Origin of the sequence: Collinsella sp. CLA-ER-H2 (assembly GCF_040092405.1) — a bacterium.
In the GTDB taxonomy this organism is placed as follows: Bacteria; Actinomycetota; Coriobacteriia; order Coriobacteriales; family Coriobacteriaceae; genus Collinsella.
The window spans coordinates 13,429-30,194 of record NZ_JBBNLO010000007.1; the positions used below are offsets into that span (position 1 = coordinate 13,429).

Sequence of the window (16,766 nt, forward strand, 5' to 3'; positions counted from 1 at the left end):
ATCTCCTCGGTTTCACATCGAAACAGTTCAAACGTAACGATATTACCATCCAACCGCCCCCGTGCAAAAAAGAGGGCCGGCACAATGCCGGCCCTTCAGCGAAATTGCATGTTAGCGCGTATGAATGTTAACCCGAATTACCCCGCTAGTTGTCGTCATCGTCCAAGGAGCCGTCGATGCCGGTATTGGTATCGTCGTCCGAGTTGGAATCATCCTCTTTGGCAAAGGGGTTCTTGAAGAAGCCCGTGGCATCGGGCTGCAGACCAGAGAGCTTAATCCAGGGATTATCGAGCTCGGGCTTGGGCATGGCCTTGGCCTCGGGCGCAGTCTCGTTGCCGATGAGCTCGGACTCGTAGATGAAAGTGTCGTCGCCGAGCGCGTCGTAGGCGGCGACCGGATTGCCATCGGCATCGCGGTACGGTGTGCCCTTAAACACGGCGCCGTCATAGGCCACAAGCTGGCGGCCGGTCTCATTCTCAAAATAGTACACGAAGATACCCTTGAGGGCCGCACACAGCGGGATGGCAATAATCATGCCGATGGGACCCATGAGTGCCGAGCCAATAACGAGCGCCGTGAGGCTCATGATGGGATGCACCTGCACCGAGCTCTGCATGACCTTAGGCGAAATCACGTTATCGGTGACGTTTTGCGCCACCATCGTCACGATGAGCGTCCATAACGCCAACATGGGACTGAACATGAAGCCGAGAACCGTGGCGATTGCTGCACTCACCCAGGGACCGACGACCGGAACCAAATGCATGATGCCGGTAAAGATAGCCATGAGCGCCGCATACGGATGACCGATGATCATAAAACCGATAAAGGCGAGGAAACCACCGCAGATGGACGTCACGACCATACCGCGCATGTAGCCACCGACAGAGCGAGAAAGGATGGCGACCATAAAGCGGTACGAGGTCTCCTTCTCCTGACCGATGATGGTGCAGACCTCGTGGTGCATGCGAGGGTAGTCGCAGGCCATCCAGTACGCAAGCACCAGACCAAGGAAGATCACGAACAACTGCGAGGCCGTATTAGTGATGAGCGGGAACACACCGCGGCCAAGCTCGGCAGCGATCTGAGACACATACTTCGATGCCACGGCAACTAGCGACGAAAGGTTATCGTCCAAATACTCCTTGAGCGGCGTGTTGTTGAGCGTCTTGGCATGCGAGATCATCTCGTTGAGATCGCCACCTGCAACACGAAGCTGCTCGGGCAGGCGGCTCAGGACTTCCATGATCTGACCAAAGAGAATCGGCGACAAGATGCAAACGACACCGATGAGCACGGCAACAACAACAATAAGCGCGATAAGCGAACCGATGCCGCGATTCACGCCATGGTGCTCGAGCCAATTGGTGATCGGGGACATCACAAAAGCAATGATGGAGCCGACGGCAAGAAACTCAATAACCGGTGCCAGGATGCCCATAAGGTTAAAGATGACAGCAGCAATAACAATGCAGCCGACAACAGCCCAAATGCGCAGCGTCAGAATGCGGGTGTCGCGCAGCACGCGATCGGTTTGTTGGGGGTGCTCACTCATGAACGAATCATCACTCCGTCGGGGTCGATCTTGTCCTGAATCTTCTTAAGCGTGCGGCGCAGCAGACGCGAAACCTGCACCTGAGAAATACCCAGCTTCTTGGCGATCTCGATCTGGGTCATGCCCTTCACAAAGCGCAGCTCGATCACCTCGCGCTCGCGCGGCGAGAAATCGCGGATGGCTTCCTCGATCACCAGGCGGTCATCGGTAAAGTCGAGCTCGTTGTCATCGTCGGCGTAACGGTCGAGAATCGACGGCGCATCGTCGGAATCGGACGCACCAGGAGCCTCGATGGGCACCGAGGTATAGGCCGAAGACGATTCCATAGCCTCGAGGACCTCATCGACAGTCACATCTAGATACTCAGCGATCTCCTCAACCTTGGGCGAACGCTGCAGCTCGTTGGTAAGTTTGTCAGTAGCCTGGTTGACCTTGGCCGAGAGCTCCTGCAGACGACGCGGTACGCGCACGCTCCAGCCCTTGTCGCGGAAATGGCGTTTGATCTCGCCCAGGATAGTGGGTGTCGCAAACGTCGTGAACTCGAGTCCGCGCTCGGGATCAAAACGGTCGATAGCCTTGAGCAAACCCAGATAGCCGACCTGCATGAGGTCGTCGAGCGGCTCGCCGCGATTCTTAAATTTGTTGGCAAGAAACCTTACCAGGTTCATATGGGACATGACGAGCTGCTCGCGGGCGTCCGGATCACCGGTCTCTTTGTAGCGACGAAACAGCTCGCGGGTTTTCTCCTTGTCCCAAGCGGTCTTGCCGCTCCGGGAACGTTCGGTCATATTAGATATCCGCCCTGAGGTCGAGGGAAAGCGTCAGGGGCGCCGCAGTCTTTTCGTAGGAGTCGCACACGCTCGCGAGGATGAGCTCGGCATACACCGCAGCCTGGTCGTCTTCATCGACCGTAGCCTGGTCACCAAAGGTAATAGTCATGCCAACGTGGGTCTCATCGACATCGAATTTGATGGTGATGTCGTCGCAGTCGACCGCGGTGCAACCAAAAATGAAAGCCTCCTCGGCAGCCATGCGGATGTCCTCAATGCGATCGACAGACATAGAGCACAGGGCACCAACGTTGGCTGCCGTCATGCGCACAAGGCGAGCGAGACGCGGGTCACCGGCAACGGTCAGCGTGATAGGGCAGGTTGCTTCGCTACTCATCGCAGGACTCCTCAGAGGTCTCGGCGGGCGTGTAAGTGTAATACTGAGCCGGCTTGGCTACAGTCTTCTGGTCATCATCGTCGCCCGCGGCGGCCTCGTCCTCGCCAATTAGGACGCGATCGGTAGGCCGCTCTGCCTCCGCAGCAGCAGCGGCGAGCTTGCGCTCGGTGTCAGCTGCAGGAGCCTTCACCTTATTGAAGAGCTTCTGCACAGCACCGGCGGCAGAGTCGGTCACGCTCGACACAGCATTGCTGGCCTCGGCCATGCTGCCCGTAACCTCGGAAATGTCGCGAACCACGGCTTCGACCTCTACGAGATTTGAGGTAAGGGCATCAACTGCCGTCTTGCTCGACTTAAGCAGCGGCTCCATCTGGGCAAGCGCCGGCGTAAGCTCATCGACAGCGCCATCGAGCTTTGCCACCACAGGCTGAGCCTCGGCGATGGTGTTGTTGAGGTCGTTCACGGTCTTATCGAGCGAGTCGACAACGGTGCGGGTCTTGCGCAGGGTGAGCGCAAGCTCAACGATAGCCCACACGCCGGCAACGGCGAGCAGCAGCAAGGCGATTTGAATGGGACTCATACAAGCCTCCCAAAGGAATCGAAATACAGACGCTTTTCATGGTACCCCAAAGGGGACCGAACATGCCAAGAGCAGCAACGTGGGACAAAATTATCAGCAGCTACTTCGGCGCATTCCCGCTGCGGTCGCGTTCGCTTTGCTCTACGCGCCATTCTTCCCAACCGCGGCCGGCAGGCTGCCAAAATGCACCGCGTTCTAAGCCTTCGGGCAAATAGCGCTGGTCGACCCAGCCCTCGGGATAATCGTGCGGATACTTATACACACCGTATTCATCGCTGCCTGGGCGATGGCGATCGCGCAGATAGCTCGGCACCTCGCGAAGCCCACTAGAGCGGATATCGGCAAGCGCCGCATCGATCGAAGCCTCACACGCGTTGGATTTAGGCGCCAAGCACACATAGAGTGCAGCCTGAGCCAGGTTAATGCGGCACTCGGGATAGCCGATAACCTCGGCAGACTTAAACGCGGCATGTGCCACCAAAAGCGCCTGCGGGTCGGCGTTGCCAACGTCCTCAGAAGCATGAATCATAATACGGCGTGCAATAAACTTAGGATCCTCCCCTGCATCGATCATGCGCGCAAGCCAGTAGACCGTGGCATCGGGGTCGCTACCGCGCATGGACTTAATGAACGCACTGATGATGTCGTAGTGCATGTCGCCGTATTTGTCATACGTAAAACCGCGACGCGGGTTGGCGATCTTCACATCGTCGACGGTGATGGGATATCGCTCCCCCGCCGCCGGAGCCGGCGTCCCCTCGGTATCGGGACGCGTGACGGCAATCTCGCTCGCCAGCTCAAGTGTTGTCAGGGCCGAGCGTGCATCACCCGCAGCCAGCGTACAAATGGTCTTGACCGTATCCTCATCGGCCGAGAACTTACCGTTCAGACCATGCGGAGCCTCGAGCGCACGCTCAATAAGCGTGGCGATATCCTCATCCTTCAGATGTTCAAGCTCCACCACGCGCCCGCGCGACAACAGTGCCGAGTTGACCTCAAAGTACGGGTTCTCTGTCGTAGCGCCAATCATAATGACGGTACGGTTCTCAACTGCATGCAGCAGGGCATCCTGCTGCGACTTAGAGAAGCGGTGAATCTCATCGATGAATAGAATGGTGCGGCGGTCGTACGTATTCAGGCGCGTCTTGGCCTCATCAATCACACGACGCAGGTCCTTCACGGTACCCGTGACGGCGCTGACCTCGACAAACTCGCTCTTGGTATGGTTGGCGATAATGTGGGCCAGCGTCGTCTTGCCCGTACCGGCAGGCCCGTACAGAATCACGCTCGAAAGCACGTCGTGCTCGATCGCGGCACGCAGCCATGAACCCTTACCGACGGCCTTTTGCTGGCCCACGTACTCGTCGAGCGAATTGGGGCGCATGCGCACCGCAAGCGGCGCATTCTGAAAGGAACGCTCGCGCGTCGAAGCAGAAAAAAGGTCGTCCATAGCCATCCCGTGTATCAATCAAAAACGTTTTCCACTAACAGTATACCGAATTAATACGAACTACCGTTCGTTAATATAGGTACGGTGCGGAAACTCCAGACCAGGGAACAGCTTGCTCGTCAGCTCGCAGAAATAACCGTCCGTCATGCTCGCGATATAATCCACCACGGCTTGATCCTTGTCGTCCTGCCAGGCATAGGTGCGATCATAGTAGGAAAGCTGCTGCTCAATGTGCGAAATATGGTGCTTAAAGATGTAAGAGGACTCGTCGCCACTGTTTAGATCCCGCAGGCAACGGTCGTAGAGCTTTACGAACGCCTCGCGCAGTTCCGCCTCGGAATCGCCTTCGATACCGCCCTTGCTATAGATCTTCTCGTAGTTCTCGCGCTTGGCTCGGCGAATTTCCTCAAACAGGTCCTCGCTCATCTCGATGCGCGGCTTACCATAGCTGTGCTCAACGATATCGACGGAAGCGTGCGTAAGGATCCAACTGTTGTAGGCACCGCCCCGGCCATCATCAAAAACGTCGGGCGAAAGCAGGCCCGCCGCGATCGCATCCTGACGGTCACGACCGACGTAGGCAAGAATATCCGAGATGCGAACGACGCAGCCCTCGAGCGTCATGGGACGCAGATGCCCAATTGCGCTATAGCCCGTGGCAATGCAATCCTCAACCGTCTGGTCAAACTGGTCAAAGGAGCTCATGTCCGAGAGCTCAAACACACGCTGCTCGTACTCGCCGTTATGGCATAGCACGCCGTCGAGCGTCTGGAGCGACACGTTGCGGCCGTACAGTGTGTCGAGCACGCGGACCGACTGCACGTTATGGAAAAAATAACGCCCCGTACGCTCATGATAGATATCGTTGAGGAAACGCTCGCCGGCATGGCCGAAAGGCGTGTGTCCCAAGTCGTGACCCAGGCCAATCGCCTCGATCAGATCGCAATTGAGCCCCAGGGCGCGACCGATATCGCGCGCAATGCGGGAGACGAGCTGCACGTGCAAACCGCGGCGTGACAGATCGTCATTGCTACGGAAGCTAAAGACCTGCGTTTTGCCTGCATAACGGGTGTACGCCGGAAGATGAAGTATCTTTTCGGTATCGCGCATAAACGCCGGACGCATAAGCGTGCCTTTGTCGGCGGCGCGATCAATACGACGAATGACCTGATCGTCGTTGCAACGATACGGGTTGACATAGCCCGAAGCACGATCGGCGGCAATGCGCTCGACAAGTTCGGGCGACAACGCCGAGGGAATACGGTCCATGCGCGCCTTAATGACGGCCGTTTCTTGATTAGTTGCCATGGCATGCTCCTTAAGAAGGATGCGCAATCGGTTACAAAGTGCAGCCCACGACCTCGATTATGGCAAAAATCGGCACCAAAAACGGGAGCAATGGCAGGGAGCGTGATTTTGTGAAGAGGCAGGAGAGGGCCAGGGCCAGGAGTGCGACGGCAAATGCCACGATGCCACCCATAGGGTCGAGCGTGCAAAGCGCGAAGAGAGCCTTGGCATCCCCCATGCCGATGCCCGGGGCGTGGCGAAGGCGCCGCCAGAGCGACTCAGTGAGCACAAGGGCAAGGTAGACAATGACCGCAAGACCGGCGTGGTCAAGCGCTGTGTTCAAACCGAGGTCGAGCCAAACGCCCGCCAACGCCGCCACGGCACATGCGCCGGCAAGCCCATTGGGAAACCGTCGCTCTCGGGCATCAATTGCCACGCCGGCAAAGATGCAAATCCAAAACGGGATATAGGCCATCGGACTCCTCCTCGAGCTGCATCGCAAAAGCAAAAACCACCACAAAGGTGCCTGTCCCCTTTGCGGTGGTTTTGGTGGTGGTTATTTGGCGCCTTGCATGACCTCGTCAAGGGTAACGTTGACGGCGTGCTGCGTCGGCACCCAGTCGACCTTCAGGAACAGCGCGGCCACCGTGATGGGGATATAGCTGAACATAAAGATCGGGAAGGTAAACAGGTTAGTCACCAGGCGCCACTTTTGCGCGCAGTGAATATGCTTGTACTCAAAGATAGTCGTGAGCAGCGCCAGGATAAAGAACGTCTGATACATCATGGCGAAGGTCATAATGAGCGAAGCGGCGCACGCCTGCATCTCGACTTCGGTTGCCAAGAAACCATGCGAAAGGCCACCCACAATCAAGAACGTCGCATTAGCGAGCATCGAGATCAGCGATAGCAGCATACCCGGGGCGATCGTCATGAACATGTCGTAGGCGGCAAAGCGATGATAGCGGAACATCGACTTGACCAGATGCTTACCGTAGGTAAAGAACACCTGGTAAAAGCCCTTGGTCCAGCGCATACGCTGCTTCCAGGATGCCTTGAACGTCACGGGTTGCTCGTCAAAGAACTCCGCCGGCGCATAGCCAATGCGAATACCGTGAATAGCGCAGAACGTAGTGAACTGAATGTCCTCGGTCAGCGTGTGGAACTGCCAACCGTGCATGCCCTCGATAACGCTTGACGAGATAAGGTAACCCGAACCCGAAACAGCGCAGGACGTCTTACAGATATTGCGCGCGTTGTTGAGGAAGCGCGCCTCGCGTAGATACCACGTGGCATTAGCAGCCGAGATCCACGAGCTGCCGAAGTTCTTGGAATTGCGATAGCTCGTGACCACATGGAAGCCCTGGTCAAAGGCATCGTTCATCTTGGACACGTAATCGCGGGAGATAACGTTGTCGGCATCGAAGATAAAGTAGCCCTCAAACGTGTCGGGATACTCGTTGAGAATGCGATCGAAACCAAAGTCCATGACCCAGCTCTTGCCCTTTCGGGCCAGGTCATTGCGCTCGTAAACAATGGCACCGGCCTCGCGTGCGAGCTGCGCGGTGTTGTCGGTGCAGGCGTCGGCAACGACAAAGACCTCGATAAGCTCGGACGGATAGTCCTGGTCCTTGATGGAGCGTACGAGATTGGCGATCACGGCCTCCTCATTATGCGCCGCGATAAAAAAGGCATAGCGATGGAGTTTTTTGGCCTTGGGAGGCGCGACCTCGCCACGAAGAGCGCCAATGACAAAGAAGACCACCTGGTACAGAAAGCAGACCGTGAGCAGCGTGACGACAATCTGGTTGAAGATCACGATGGGTGTGTTGGTTTGTAAAAAGGCGAGCATGCAGGCTCCCAGCAACGTGTAACGTAAACAATCGTATATCTTACCGCAGGCTTACCGAGTTCAAGAAACCACCTAATACTGGCTAGGCTTCGAGAAGACCGAGCTGCGGAACGATTTCATCTCCAACGGCCGTGCGACCGAGCGAGCGCGGAGCCAGATCGTCGAGAACCGCAGCGAGATCCCACGGCAACTCGTCACGGCACTCAATGCGCTTCCCCGTTACGGGATGATCGAACGCAACGCGCCAAGAATGCAGGAACTGCCTGGTCAGGCCCTGATCGGCACGCGCATCGCACTTGCCGTAGAGCGGATCGCCCACGCAGGCGTGGTTGATATGGCGCATATGCACGCGAATCTGATGTGTGCGGCCCGTAAACAGGTGGCACTCAACGAGCGTATAGCCGTCGTCAAAACGCGTGGAATCAAAGCGCTCGAGGACCTTAAAGGTCGTAATGGCCTGACGGGCAAAGGGGTCATCCGAAACCGCCATCTTCACGCGGTCGCGCGTGGAACGGGCAATACCGGTGTTGATAGTGCCCTCGTCCATGGCAATGTGCCCGTGAACGAGCGTGATATAGCGACGGTCGAGCGTGCGCGTGCGGATGAGATTCTGAAGCGCGCGCTGGGTGTCGTCGTCTTTTGCCGCGAGCATAAGGCCCGAGGTATCGCGATCCAGGCGATGCACAATGCCGGGGCGGTCCTCACCCTGCACAGTACCAATATGATCGATGCCGCAGTGGTAGACCAGAGCGTTCGCAAGGGTGCCGCTCTCGTGGCCATGGGCGGGATGGCACACCAGGCCCCGCTGCTTGGAGAGCACAATAAGGTAGTCGTCCTCGTAGCGGATATCGAGGGGAATGGCCTCGGGAATCACGTCGGTCGGGTCGTGCGGCTCGGGCAAGTCGACCGAGATGCGATCGCCGGCGCGTACGGCGTACTTTTTAGAGAGACAAGTCTCACCGTTGACGGCAACGGCGCCTCCCTCGATCAGATGCGCGCAGGCAGAACGCGTGGGGCAGCCGTCATTGGCGCCCAGATAGGCGTCAAGACGCTGACCGGCGGCATCGTCGGCAACAAGAATATGGATGTCGGCCATTAGCGCTCATTCCTTTCGCGAATCTTTCGGGCACGCCCCCCACGCTGCTTGGCTTTGCGCTTGGCGCGGGCCTCGTCACGGGCGTTAAGCTCGGCGGTCGCATCGACCTCACGGGCCGCGGGGCTCAAGAACATATAGCCGAAGAGGGCGAGAACGACGCCCAAGGTAATGCCGATATCGGCCACATTGAAGACGGGGAAGTCGATGAAGGTGGTGGCAACAAAATCGGTCACGAAGCCAAAGGCCAAACGATCGATAGCGTTGCCGATAGCACCGCCCGCAACCATCGCCATACCCACAACCTCAAGATGGGCGAGCTGGGGTGCACGAACGAGGTACACGGCAATAGCGACAATGACCGCCAGCGCCAGCACGGCAAACGCGATGCCATGCCCCTCGCCCATGCTAAAGGCAGCGCCGATATTGCGGACAAACAGGAAGTCGATCACGCCGGGGATGACGGTCACATGCAGAGCATCGCCCACAGCACGAACCGCAAGCTTGGTCAGCTGGTCAACAAGCAGCACAACGAGTGCCACCCCACCAGCAACACCCAACCGCCAACGCAAAGGCGGCGTCATATCCGCACCACGACCCAAAGAAATCCCCTATCCTCAAAAGCTTGAATTACGTTAAATGCAAGTAATCATCTTATAGTGACAAACACAAAACGCACGGCATATTCGCCAACGAAAGCGAAATAACCAGCATAAAAAGAAAGCGGCATTCCGAAAAACAGAATGCCGCTATTATTCATCGGAGCAAATGGGCCGAAGGCGTCCAAATTCTCCCTATAACTAAAATGCCGAGTTACCGTGCCTTAAAGGGCATTCGCACACCTCTCGCAGATGTGAGCATGGCCGTTGTACTCGCCGACGGTGGTGCGGTAGTTCCAGCAACGGTCGCAGCACTCGCCCTCGGCAGCTTCAATGGCAACGGAGAGTTCCTCGCCCTGGGTCAGCTCAACATCGGAGACGATGTAGAACTCGGCCAGGTCGACGGCCTTGTCGCCGGTCAGCAGCGCGTACATCTCGGCGGGAACGACCGCCTTGACGCGGACCTGCTGACTCTTAGTGAAGGTGCCGGCGGAGCGGGCATCCTCAAGGGCCTTGGTCACAGCGCTACGGAGCTCGAGCGAAGCCTCGAGCACACCCTCGAACTCATTGGCCTCGTCGACCGTGATGGGCGACTTGTACCAATCGAGCAGCGCGGCGTACTTCTGGTGATCGACGCAGCCGGCGGGCGCATAGGCCATGGCCTCGTCGACCGTGTAGGACAGGATCGGCTGCAGGTCGCGCATGAGCATCGAGAAGAGCTCGGCAAGCACGGTCTGGGCGCTGCGGCGCTCGAGCGAGCCGGGCTTGTCGCAGTACAGGCGGTCCTTCAGGGCGTCGAGGTACACGTTGGAAAGCTCGGTAACCACGAAGTCGTAAAGCGCACGGTAGGCGCGCGGGAACTCGTAGCTGGCGTAGGCGTCGTCGACCTCGGCCTGGACCTGGGTCAGACGGGCAACCATGAGCTTGTCGAGCGGCAGCAGGTCGGCAAAGGCGACGCCGTCGGTCTCGGGCTCAAACTGGCCCTCGAGCTCGGAGAGCAGGAAGCGCAGCGTGTTGCGGAAACGACGGTAGGCATCGGACGTACGAGCGAGAATCTCATGGTCGATGGAGACGTCGGAGCTGGTGTCGACGGAGGCAACCCACAGACGGATGATGTCAGCGCCCATCTCGTCGCAGACCTTGTTGGGGTCGATGACGTTGCCGAGCGACTTGGACATCTTGCGGCCCTGGCCATCGAGCGTGAAGCCCTGCGAGACGACCGCCTTGTACGGAGCATGGCCGTTGGCACCCACCGAGGTGAGCAGCGAGCTCTGGAACCAACCGCGATGCTGGTCGGAGCCCTCGAGATACACGTCAGCCGGGTACTCAAGCTCGGGTCGATACTCGCAGACGGCCTTCCAGGACACGCCGGAGTCCCACCACACGTCGAGAATGTCCTTATCAGCCTTGAGGTGATGGCCGCCACACTTGGGGCAAACGCAAGCCTCGCCCAGGTAACTCTCGGGAGCGTCGGTGAACCAGGCGTCGGAGCCCTTCTCGTGGAAGAGCTTGATGACGGCGTCGAGTGTGGCGTCGTTCATGACCTTCTCGCCGCAGTCGGCGCAAGTGTAGCTGGGGATAGGCACGCCCCAGTTGCGCTGACGGCTGATGCACCAGTCGGGACGCTGCTCGACCATGGCGCCGATGCGGTTGGCGGCGTGAGCAGGATACCACTTGACGTTCTCGCGGACCTCTTTGCCAGCCTGCTCGCGCAGACCGGTCTTGTCCATCGAGACGAACCACTGGTCGGTAGCACGGAAGAGCACCGGGTGCTTGCAGCGCCAGCAGTGCGGATAGCTGTGCGTGATCTTCTTCTCGAGGACCAGGGTGCCGCGCTCGCGCAGGAACTCGATGATGTGCGGGTTGGCCTCGTCGGTATCCATGCCGCTGAAGGGGCCGCCGGTGCCAAACTCCTCGCCGGTGTAGAACTTGCCGTCGTCATCGACCGGCATGCAAATGTCGGTGATGCCCTCCTTGAGGCAGGCGAAGTAGTCGTCGACGCCGTGACCGGGCGAGTTGTGGACGATACCGGTACCGTCATCGACACCGACGTAATCGGCCAACAGCGCAACGCCCTCGACACCGTCAAAGATCGGCTGCTTATAGTGAATGTGATGGAAGGTCTCGGCGGGAACCACATAGGGCTTGCCGTCGACCACAACCGGGGTGTACTCCCAGCCAAACTCCTCGCAGCACTTGGGAGCCAGGTCCTCGAGCATGACCTCGGCACGGCCGTCGTGCTCAACAGCGACGTAGGCAGCACCGGGCTTGAGGGAAACTGCCTGGTCGGAGGGGATGGTCCACGGCGTGGTCGTCCAGATGATAAAGTCGACCGGGCCGTCGAAGTTCTCGAGGCCGGCGGGCTTGGAGGTCATCTCAAAGCGCACGAAGATGGACGGGCTCGTCTCGTCGGAGTACTCGATCTCGGCCTCGGCCAGCGCGGTGTGGCAGTGCTTGCACCAGTGAACCGGCTTGTGGCCGCGATAGATCATGCCCTTGTCGAACATGGCCTTGAAGACCTCGATGTCGGCGGCGTCATGCTGGTGATAGAGCGTCAGATAGGGGTTGTCCCAGTCGCCGAGCACGCCCAGGCGGCGGAAGCCCGCCTTCTGCAGCTCGATGTTCTCGACAGCGAACTCGTTGCAGAGCTCACGGATCTTAGCCGTGGAGGTCTGGTTGAACTTCTCGGTGCCGAGCTTCTCCTCGACCTTATGCTCGATCGGCTGGCCATGGCAATCCCAACCGGGGACATATGGAACCTCATAGCCCTGCATCATCCAGTAACGGTTGATCATGTCCTTGGAGATCTTGTTCATGGCGTGGCCGATGTGGATCGGGCCGTTGGCGTACGGAGGGCCATCGTGCAGCACGAACTTCTTGTGACCCTCGTTCTTCTTCAGAACCTGCTCGTAGACCTTGTTGTCCTGCCAGTCCTTGAGTCGCTTGGGCTCGGACTTGGAAAGACCGGCACGCATGGGAAAACCGGTCTTGGGCAGATTCATCGTCTGCTTGTACTCGTTTGCCACGGTACCCCTTTCTTGTCATGGGCGCGCACGCCCGCTGGGCACCAAAAAAGCGCCCGTCCCTACAAGCTGGGACGAAGCGCCACAAAACGGACTGTACGCCCGCAAAAGCTCTTCGTTTAACCACCCAGCTTAGATGCCCTCGCCCGCGTATTCGCGCGCTCGCATCCGTTACTCGGCTGGCCTGTATCGACGACCATCTCGGCGATATCTACTAGGACGAGCCTGTGCGACGCGTCCGTTGGGACCGCAGCTCCGGGGTGATTTTCATCGGTCGCATGCACGGGTTCTCAGCGCTCCCCGCTCTCTGTAACATGCGGACGGCCGACTACTCGTCCCCATCAACGCTTATGCGGAGTATGCTAGCACGTTCCGCGCCGGCGAAAAACCCTCAACACTGGTTTTATACGTTCGAAATTTCTCGCGGCTGTGGACCTTCTCTAGGAGCAAAATACCTGAAAGCACTTTATCGAAAGAAAGAAGGTTGCCATGCGCACGATTGGAATGAGTGATTATACCGTTGGCGAGGATTGCTTTACCGAGCTGCCCGCCGCACTGGCCGAGTACGGAGCGACCAAGGTCGCCATCATTGGCGGCAAGCGAGCCCTGGCTGCGGCGCTGCCGGGAATCGAGGCGGCACTTGAAGGTACCGATGTCGAGGTCCTGGAGACGCGCGTCTATGGCACCAACAGTACGCGTGCCAATATCGCCAAGGTCGTGAACTCCCCTGCCTGCCAGGAAGCCGACGTGCTCATCGCATGCGGCGGCGGCAAGGCGCTCGACACCGTGAAGACCGCAGCCATCGAGCTCAAGAAGATCGTCTTCACCGTCCCGACGATCTGTTCTAACTGCTCGGCCGCGACCGCCATTGCCGTCGTGTACAACGACGATGGCTCGCTCGAGGGCTATTCGTACCCCAACCGCCCCGCGCACATCTTCATCAATCCCAAGATCATCGCCGAGGCTCCGGCGGAGTACTTCTGGGCCGGCGTGGGCGATGCCCTGTCCAAGCAGCCCGAGGTCGAGTACGCAACGAGCGCCGGTAATTTGGAGCACACCGCCGGTCTTGGCCTGGCGCTTGCCCACACCTGCTCCGAGCCGCTGTTTACCTATGGCGTCCAGGGTCTTGAGGACGTGCGCCAGGACCTGTCGAGCGAGGCCGTCAAGCAAATCGCACTCGATATCGTGGTCAATACGGGCTATGTCTCGAACCTGACGAACCAGAACGATTACTACTACAACTCGAGCGTGGCGCACGCATTCTACAACGCCACATGCAGCATTCCGCGCGAGGGCACCTACCTGCACGGCGAAGTCGTGAGCGTGGGCGTGCTCGTGCTGTTCGCCTATACGGGCGATACCGAGAACCTTGAGCGCTACGCGGCCTTTAACAAGCAGATGGGCCTGCCCGTGACGCTTGAGCAGGTCGGGCTTTCCGAGTCCGATATCCCGGCCCTGTGCGAGTACGCGCACGCCACCAACGAGTGGAAGCAGGGCAACCCCGAGCCCTTCACCGACGAAAAGTTCGCCGCCGCCATCAAGGCCGCAAACGCCTACGGCCACACCCTCTAGTTCTAACCCAAAACCACCACAAGGGAGCAGCACCTTTGTGGTGGTTTTTTATTGCTCCAGCATGCTGGGGTCGAACTCGCTAGCCGGGATCACGCGATAACCGTGGCGGAGCAGTAAATCAACGAAGACGCCGTTGCCCGCCGTAAGGGTGCCGCTGAATGTTCCGTCGTAGATGCGACCCGCGCCGCACGAGGGACTACGGTCCTGCAGGATGCACGCGGCGATCTCTTCCGGCCCGCCCGCCTGCTCGCACATATCGAGCGCTCGTTGGGCACCCAGGCGAAATTCGCGATCGACCGATATGCCCTCGCAGGTACGAACCTCTCCGTTCACAATCTCGGACGGCTTGCGCGGCGTGGGCAGGCCCCCAAAGACCTCAGGGCACACCAAGAGGACCTCGGTCCCTGTACGCTCGCAGGCCTCGACCAACTCGCGATGGTAGTTGTCGAGCCCGTTATACTTGCAGCTCTCGCCCATCAAGCAGGCGCTCACCACGATCTTCATTTCCATCCCTCTCAAGCAAAACGCCCCATTTGAGAAAGCTGCTCAAATGGGGCGTCGGCGTTTACTGGCTCGGCCGCGGCTTTACTGCTGCTTGGGCATCAGCGGATTCTCGCGCGTGAGGAGGTTCATGAACTCCTCGCCCGTGATGGTCTCCTTCTTATACAGATAACGAGCCAGCTCGTGGAGCTTAAACTTGTTCTCCTTCAGAATCTGCAAAGCGCGGTCGTGCGCATCCTCGATCAGCTTGGCGACAATCGCGTCCACGCGCTCGGCCGTACCGGGGGCGCAGGTGAGCGACGTGTCCTGATTGAGATACGCGTTCTGCACGGTACCGAGCGCCATCATGCCAAACTCGTCGGACATACCAAAGCGCGTCACCATATTACGGGCGAGCTTGGTGGCCTGCTCGATGTCGTTGGCGGCGCCGGTCGTCATCTCTCCAAAGATGAGCTCCTCGGCTGCGCGGCCACCGCAATAGACAGCGAGCTTGTCCAAGACCTCCTGGCGCGTCGTCAGGAAGCGCTCGTCCTCCTCGACCTGCATGGTATAACCAAGAGCACCGCTCGTGCGCGGCACGATGGTGATCTTCGTGACCGGCGCAGAGCCCTTCTGGCGAGCGGCAACGATGGCATGGCCGATCTCGTGATAAGAAACGACCTGCTTCTCGTGGTCGGACAGCACCGTGGACTTACGCTGTTGGCCGGCAATGACGACCTCCACCGACTCCTCGAAGTCGTCCTGGGTTGCACGCTTGCGACCCTCGCGAACGGCGCGCAGGGCTCCCTCGTTGATGATATTGGCCAGGTCGGCGCCCGAGGCACCGGGCGTGGCGCGGGCAATCGCGGTCAGGTCGATCGGCGGTTCGGTCTTCACGCTCTTGGCATGCAGCTCGAGGATGTTCTTGCGGCCGGTCAGATCGGGCAGCTCGACGGGGATGCGGCGGTCAAAACGACCGGGGCGCAGTAGAGCGGGATCGAGACTGTCGGGGCGGTTGGTGGCAGCAAGGACAACGATACCCTTGTGGTTATCGAAGCCATCCATCTCGGTCAGCAACTGATTGAGCGTCTGCTCGCGCTCGTCGTTGCCGCTAAAGCCGCCGCCATCGCGCTTCTTACCGATGGTATCGATCTCATCGATAAAGACGATACACGGTGCCTTTTCCTTGGCCTGCTTAAACAGGTCACGAACCTTAGCAGCGCCGCGACCGACAAACATCTCAACGAACTCAGAGCCCGAAATGCTAAAGAACGGAACACCGGCCTCGCCGGCAACAGCCTTGGCAAGCAGGGTCTTACCGGTACCCGGAGGGCCAACAAGGAGAGCACCACGCGGCAGCTTGGCGCCGATCTCCTCGTAGCGCTGCGGCTTCTCCAGAAAGTCGACGACCTCCTTGAGAGACTCCTTGGCCTCTTCCTGACCGGCGACGTCCTTAAAGGTCACGCCCACGTCCTTGGAGGCGATCACGCGCGCGCCGGACTTACCCAGTCCGCCGCCGCCAAAACCGCCGCCGCCAAAGTTCATCGACGGGCCGTCATCGCCCATAGCCTTCTTCATGCGGCGGTTGAGCCACCAACCGATAAGGAAGAAAATCGCCATGGGAAGAATGAGTGTGAGCAGGTAGTAGGTCATCAAACCCGAGTTTTTATCGGGAACGACCGACTCCAGCGAAGCGCCAGACTCAAGCACGCGATCGGTAAAGCCCGCGTCATTCGGCACACCGGTCGTCTTGTAGGCGATGTTCTCGTCCTCGCCCTTCTTGGTGTAATAAATCGAGTAATCGTCCGTGTTGTACTCGACCTTGTCGACGCTCTTTTTATCGAGCGCTTTGACAAACGTCGAGTAATCGGTCTTCGTAATCTGCTGCGTGTGACCGATGTTGGGGAACAGAACGGTCGAGAGCACGAGGTAGACGACGAAGGCGATGAGCACGTAGAGGATCATATTCCGTCTACGCTTGTTGTCATCCATCTCCATCTGCTTGAACTCCATCTACTGGGGTTGATAATGGTTTCTAGAATACCCAACCCGAGCGACGATAAACCGACGCCGGGCACGAAAGGACAGAGATGGCATCACTGTAAGTC

General features: G+C 58.7%; 14 protein-coding genes. 1 reads left to right on the forward strand and 13 read right to left on the reverse strand.

Features of this window, described 5'->3' with window-relative positions; genetic code table 11:
- Positions 1–145 precede the first annotated feature (145 nt).
- The 11 genes from AAAX59_RS03150 to ileS all read right to left on the reverse strand — a co-directional run bounded on the left by AAAX59_RS03150 (position 146) and on the right by ileS (position 12,609).
- Positions 146–1,555: an AI-2E family transporter gene (locus AAAX59_RS03150; RefSeq protein WP_349070519.1), complete on the reverse strand. Its 1,410-nt coding sequence runs from the start codon at positions 1,553–1,555 to the stop codon at positions 146–148.
- Positions 1,552–2,343 (reverse strand): RNA polymerase sigma factor SigF, encoded by a 792-nt coding sequence (locus tag AAAX59_RS03155; RefSeq protein ID WP_022094589.1) that lies wholly within the window; start codon positions 2,341–2,343, stop codon positions 1,552–1,554. Before AAAX59_RS03155 ends, AAAX59_RS03150 begins: the two co-directional genes overlap by 4 nt.
- A 1-nt stretch (position 2,344) precedes the next feature.
- Entirely contained in the window at positions 2,345–2,722 is a 378-nt protein-coding gene (locus tag AAAX59_RS03160) for an ATP-binding protein (RefSeq protein WP_349070522.1), read from the reverse strand.
- Positions 2,715–3,302 carry a hypothetical protein gene (locus AAAX59_RS03165; protein WP_349070525.1) on the reverse strand — a complete coding sequence of 196 codons (588 nt, stop codon included), beginning with the start codon at positions 3,300–3,302 and terminating at the stop codon, positions 2,715–2,717. The genes AAAX59_RS03160 and AAAX59_RS03165 overlap by 8 nt, the downstream gene beginning before the upstream one ends.
- A 100-nt stretch (positions 3,303–3,402) precedes the next feature.
- Entirely contained in the window at positions 3,403–4,752 is a 1,350-nt protein-coding gene (locus AAAX59_RS03170; protein ID WP_349070528.1) for a replication-associated recombination protein A, read from the reverse strand.
- Between the two features lie 60 nt (positions 4,753–4,812).
- Complete coding sequence (locus AAAX59_RS03175) at positions 4,813–6,060, reverse strand: HD domain-containing protein (RefSeq protein WP_349070530.1); 1,248 nt, start codon at positions 6,058–6,060, stop codon at positions 4,813–4,815.
- A 31-nt stretch (positions 6,061–6,091) separates the two neighbouring features.
- Positions 6,092–6,514 carry a prepilin peptidase gene (locus AAAX59_RS03180; RefSeq protein WP_260698951.1) on the reverse strand — a complete coding sequence of 141 codons (423 nt, stop codon included), beginning with the start codon at positions 6,512–6,514 and terminating at the stop codon, positions 6,092–6,094.
- An 81-nt stretch (positions 6,515–6,595) separates the two neighbouring features.
- Entirely contained in the window at positions 6,596–7,891 is a 1,296-nt protein-coding gene (locus tag AAAX59_RS03185; RefSeq protein WP_260698950.1) for a glycosyltransferase family 2 protein, read from the reverse strand.
- A gap of 82 nt (positions 7,892–7,973) precedes the next feature.
- The gene (locus AAAX59_RS03190; RefSeq protein WP_349070531.1) at positions 7,974–8,987 is read right to left on the reverse strand and encodes an RluA family pseudouridine synthase; all 1,014 of its coding nucleotides are present in this window, start codon (positions 8,985–8,987) and stop codon (positions 7,974–7,976) included.
- Positions 8,987–9,526 carry a signal peptidase II gene (gene lspA / locus AAAX59_RS03195; RefSeq protein WP_349070534.1) on the reverse strand — a complete coding sequence of 180 codons (540 nt, stop codon included), beginning with the start codon at positions 9,524–9,526 and terminating at the stop codon, positions 8,987–8,989. The genes AAAX59_RS03190 and lspA overlap by 1 nt, the downstream gene beginning before the upstream one ends.
- A gap of 281 nt (positions 9,527–9,807) precedes the next feature.
- Entirely contained in the window at positions 9,808–12,609 is a 2,802-nt protein-coding gene (gene ileS, locus AAAX59_RS03200; RefSeq protein WP_349070535.1) for an isoleucine--tRNA ligase, read from the reverse strand.
- 486 nt (positions 12,610–13,095) lie between these two features.
- Between ileS and AAAX59_RS03205 the strand changes: the two genes are divergently transcribed.
- Complete coding sequence (locus AAAX59_RS03205) at positions 13,096–14,178, forward strand: iron-containing alcohol dehydrogenase family protein (protein WP_349070536.1); 1,083 nt, start codon at positions 13,096–13,098, stop codon at positions 14,176–14,178.
- Between the two features lie 48 nt (positions 14,179–14,226).
- On the opposite strand, the gene AAAX59_RS03210 is transcribed toward AAAX59_RS03205, so the two are convergent.
- Together AAAX59_RS03210 and ftsH are read right to left on the reverse strand one after the other, a co-directional pair.
- Positions 14,227–14,682, reverse strand: coding sequence for a DUF523 domain-containing protein (locus AAAX59_RS03210; protein WP_138112401.1), 456 nt, complete (start codon positions 14,680–14,682; stop codon positions 14,227–14,229).
- Between the two features lie 81 nt (positions 14,683–14,763).
- Entirely contained in the window at positions 14,764–16,656 is a 1,893-nt protein-coding gene (ftsH, locus tag AAAX59_RS03215; protein WP_171021520.1) for an ATP-dependent zinc metalloprotease FtsH, read from the reverse strand.
- Positions 16,657–16,766 lie beyond the last annotated feature (110 nt).

What these genes read in the sequence shown, in the direction of transcription:
- AAAX59_RS03150 (WP_349070519.1), bottom strand. Translation starts at nt 1,555, where the DNA reads ATGAGTGAGCACCCCCAACAAACCGATCGCGTGCTGCGCGACACCCGC.
- AAAX59_RS03155 (WP_022094589.1), bottom strand. Translation starts at nt 2,343, where the DNA reads ATGACCGAACGTTCCCGGAGCGGCAAGACCGCTTGGGACAAGGAGAAA.
- AAAX59_RS03160 (WP_349070522.1), bottom strand. Translation starts at nt 2,722, where the DNA reads ATGAGTAGCGAAGCAACCTGCCCTATCACGCTGACCGTTGCCGGTGAC.
- AAAX59_RS03165 (WP_349070525.1), bottom strand. Translation starts at nt 3,302, where the DNA reads ATGAGTCCCATTCAAATCGCCTTGCTGCTGCTCGCCGTTGCCGGCGTG.
- AAAX59_RS03170 (WP_349070528.1), bottom strand. Translation starts at nt 4,752, where the DNA reads ATGGACGACCTTTTTTCTGCTTCGACGCGCGAGCGTTCCTTTCAGAAT.
- AAAX59_RS03175 (WP_349070530.1), bottom strand. Translation starts at nt 6,060, where the DNA reads ATGGCAACTAATCAAGAAACGGCCGTCATTAAGGCGCGCATGGACCGT.
- AAAX59_RS03180 (WP_260698951.1), bottom strand. Translation starts at nt 6,514, where the DNA reads ATGGCCTATATCCCGTTTTGGATTTGCATCTTTGCCGGCGTGGCAATT.
- AAAX59_RS03185 (WP_260698950.1), bottom strand. Translation starts at nt 7,891, where the DNA reads ATGCTCGCCTTTTTACAAACCAACACACCCATCGTGATCTTCAACCAG.
- AAAX59_RS03190 (WP_349070531.1), bottom strand. Translation starts at nt 8,987, where the DNA reads ATGGCCGACATCCATATTCTTGTTGCCGACGATGCCGCCGGTCAGCGT.
- AAAX59_RS03205 (WP_349070536.1), top strand. Translation starts at nt 13,096, where the DNA reads ATGCGCACGATTGGAATGAGTGATTATACCGTTGGCGAGGATTGCTTT.
- AAAX59_RS03210 (WP_138112401.1), bottom strand. Translation starts at nt 14,682, where the DNA reads ATGAAGATCGTGGTGAGCGCCTGCTTGATGGGCGAGAGCTGCAAGTAT.
- ftsH (WP_171021520.1), bottom strand. Translation starts at nt 16,656, where the DNA reads ATGGAGATGGATGACAACAAGCGTAGACGGAATATGATCCTCTACGTG.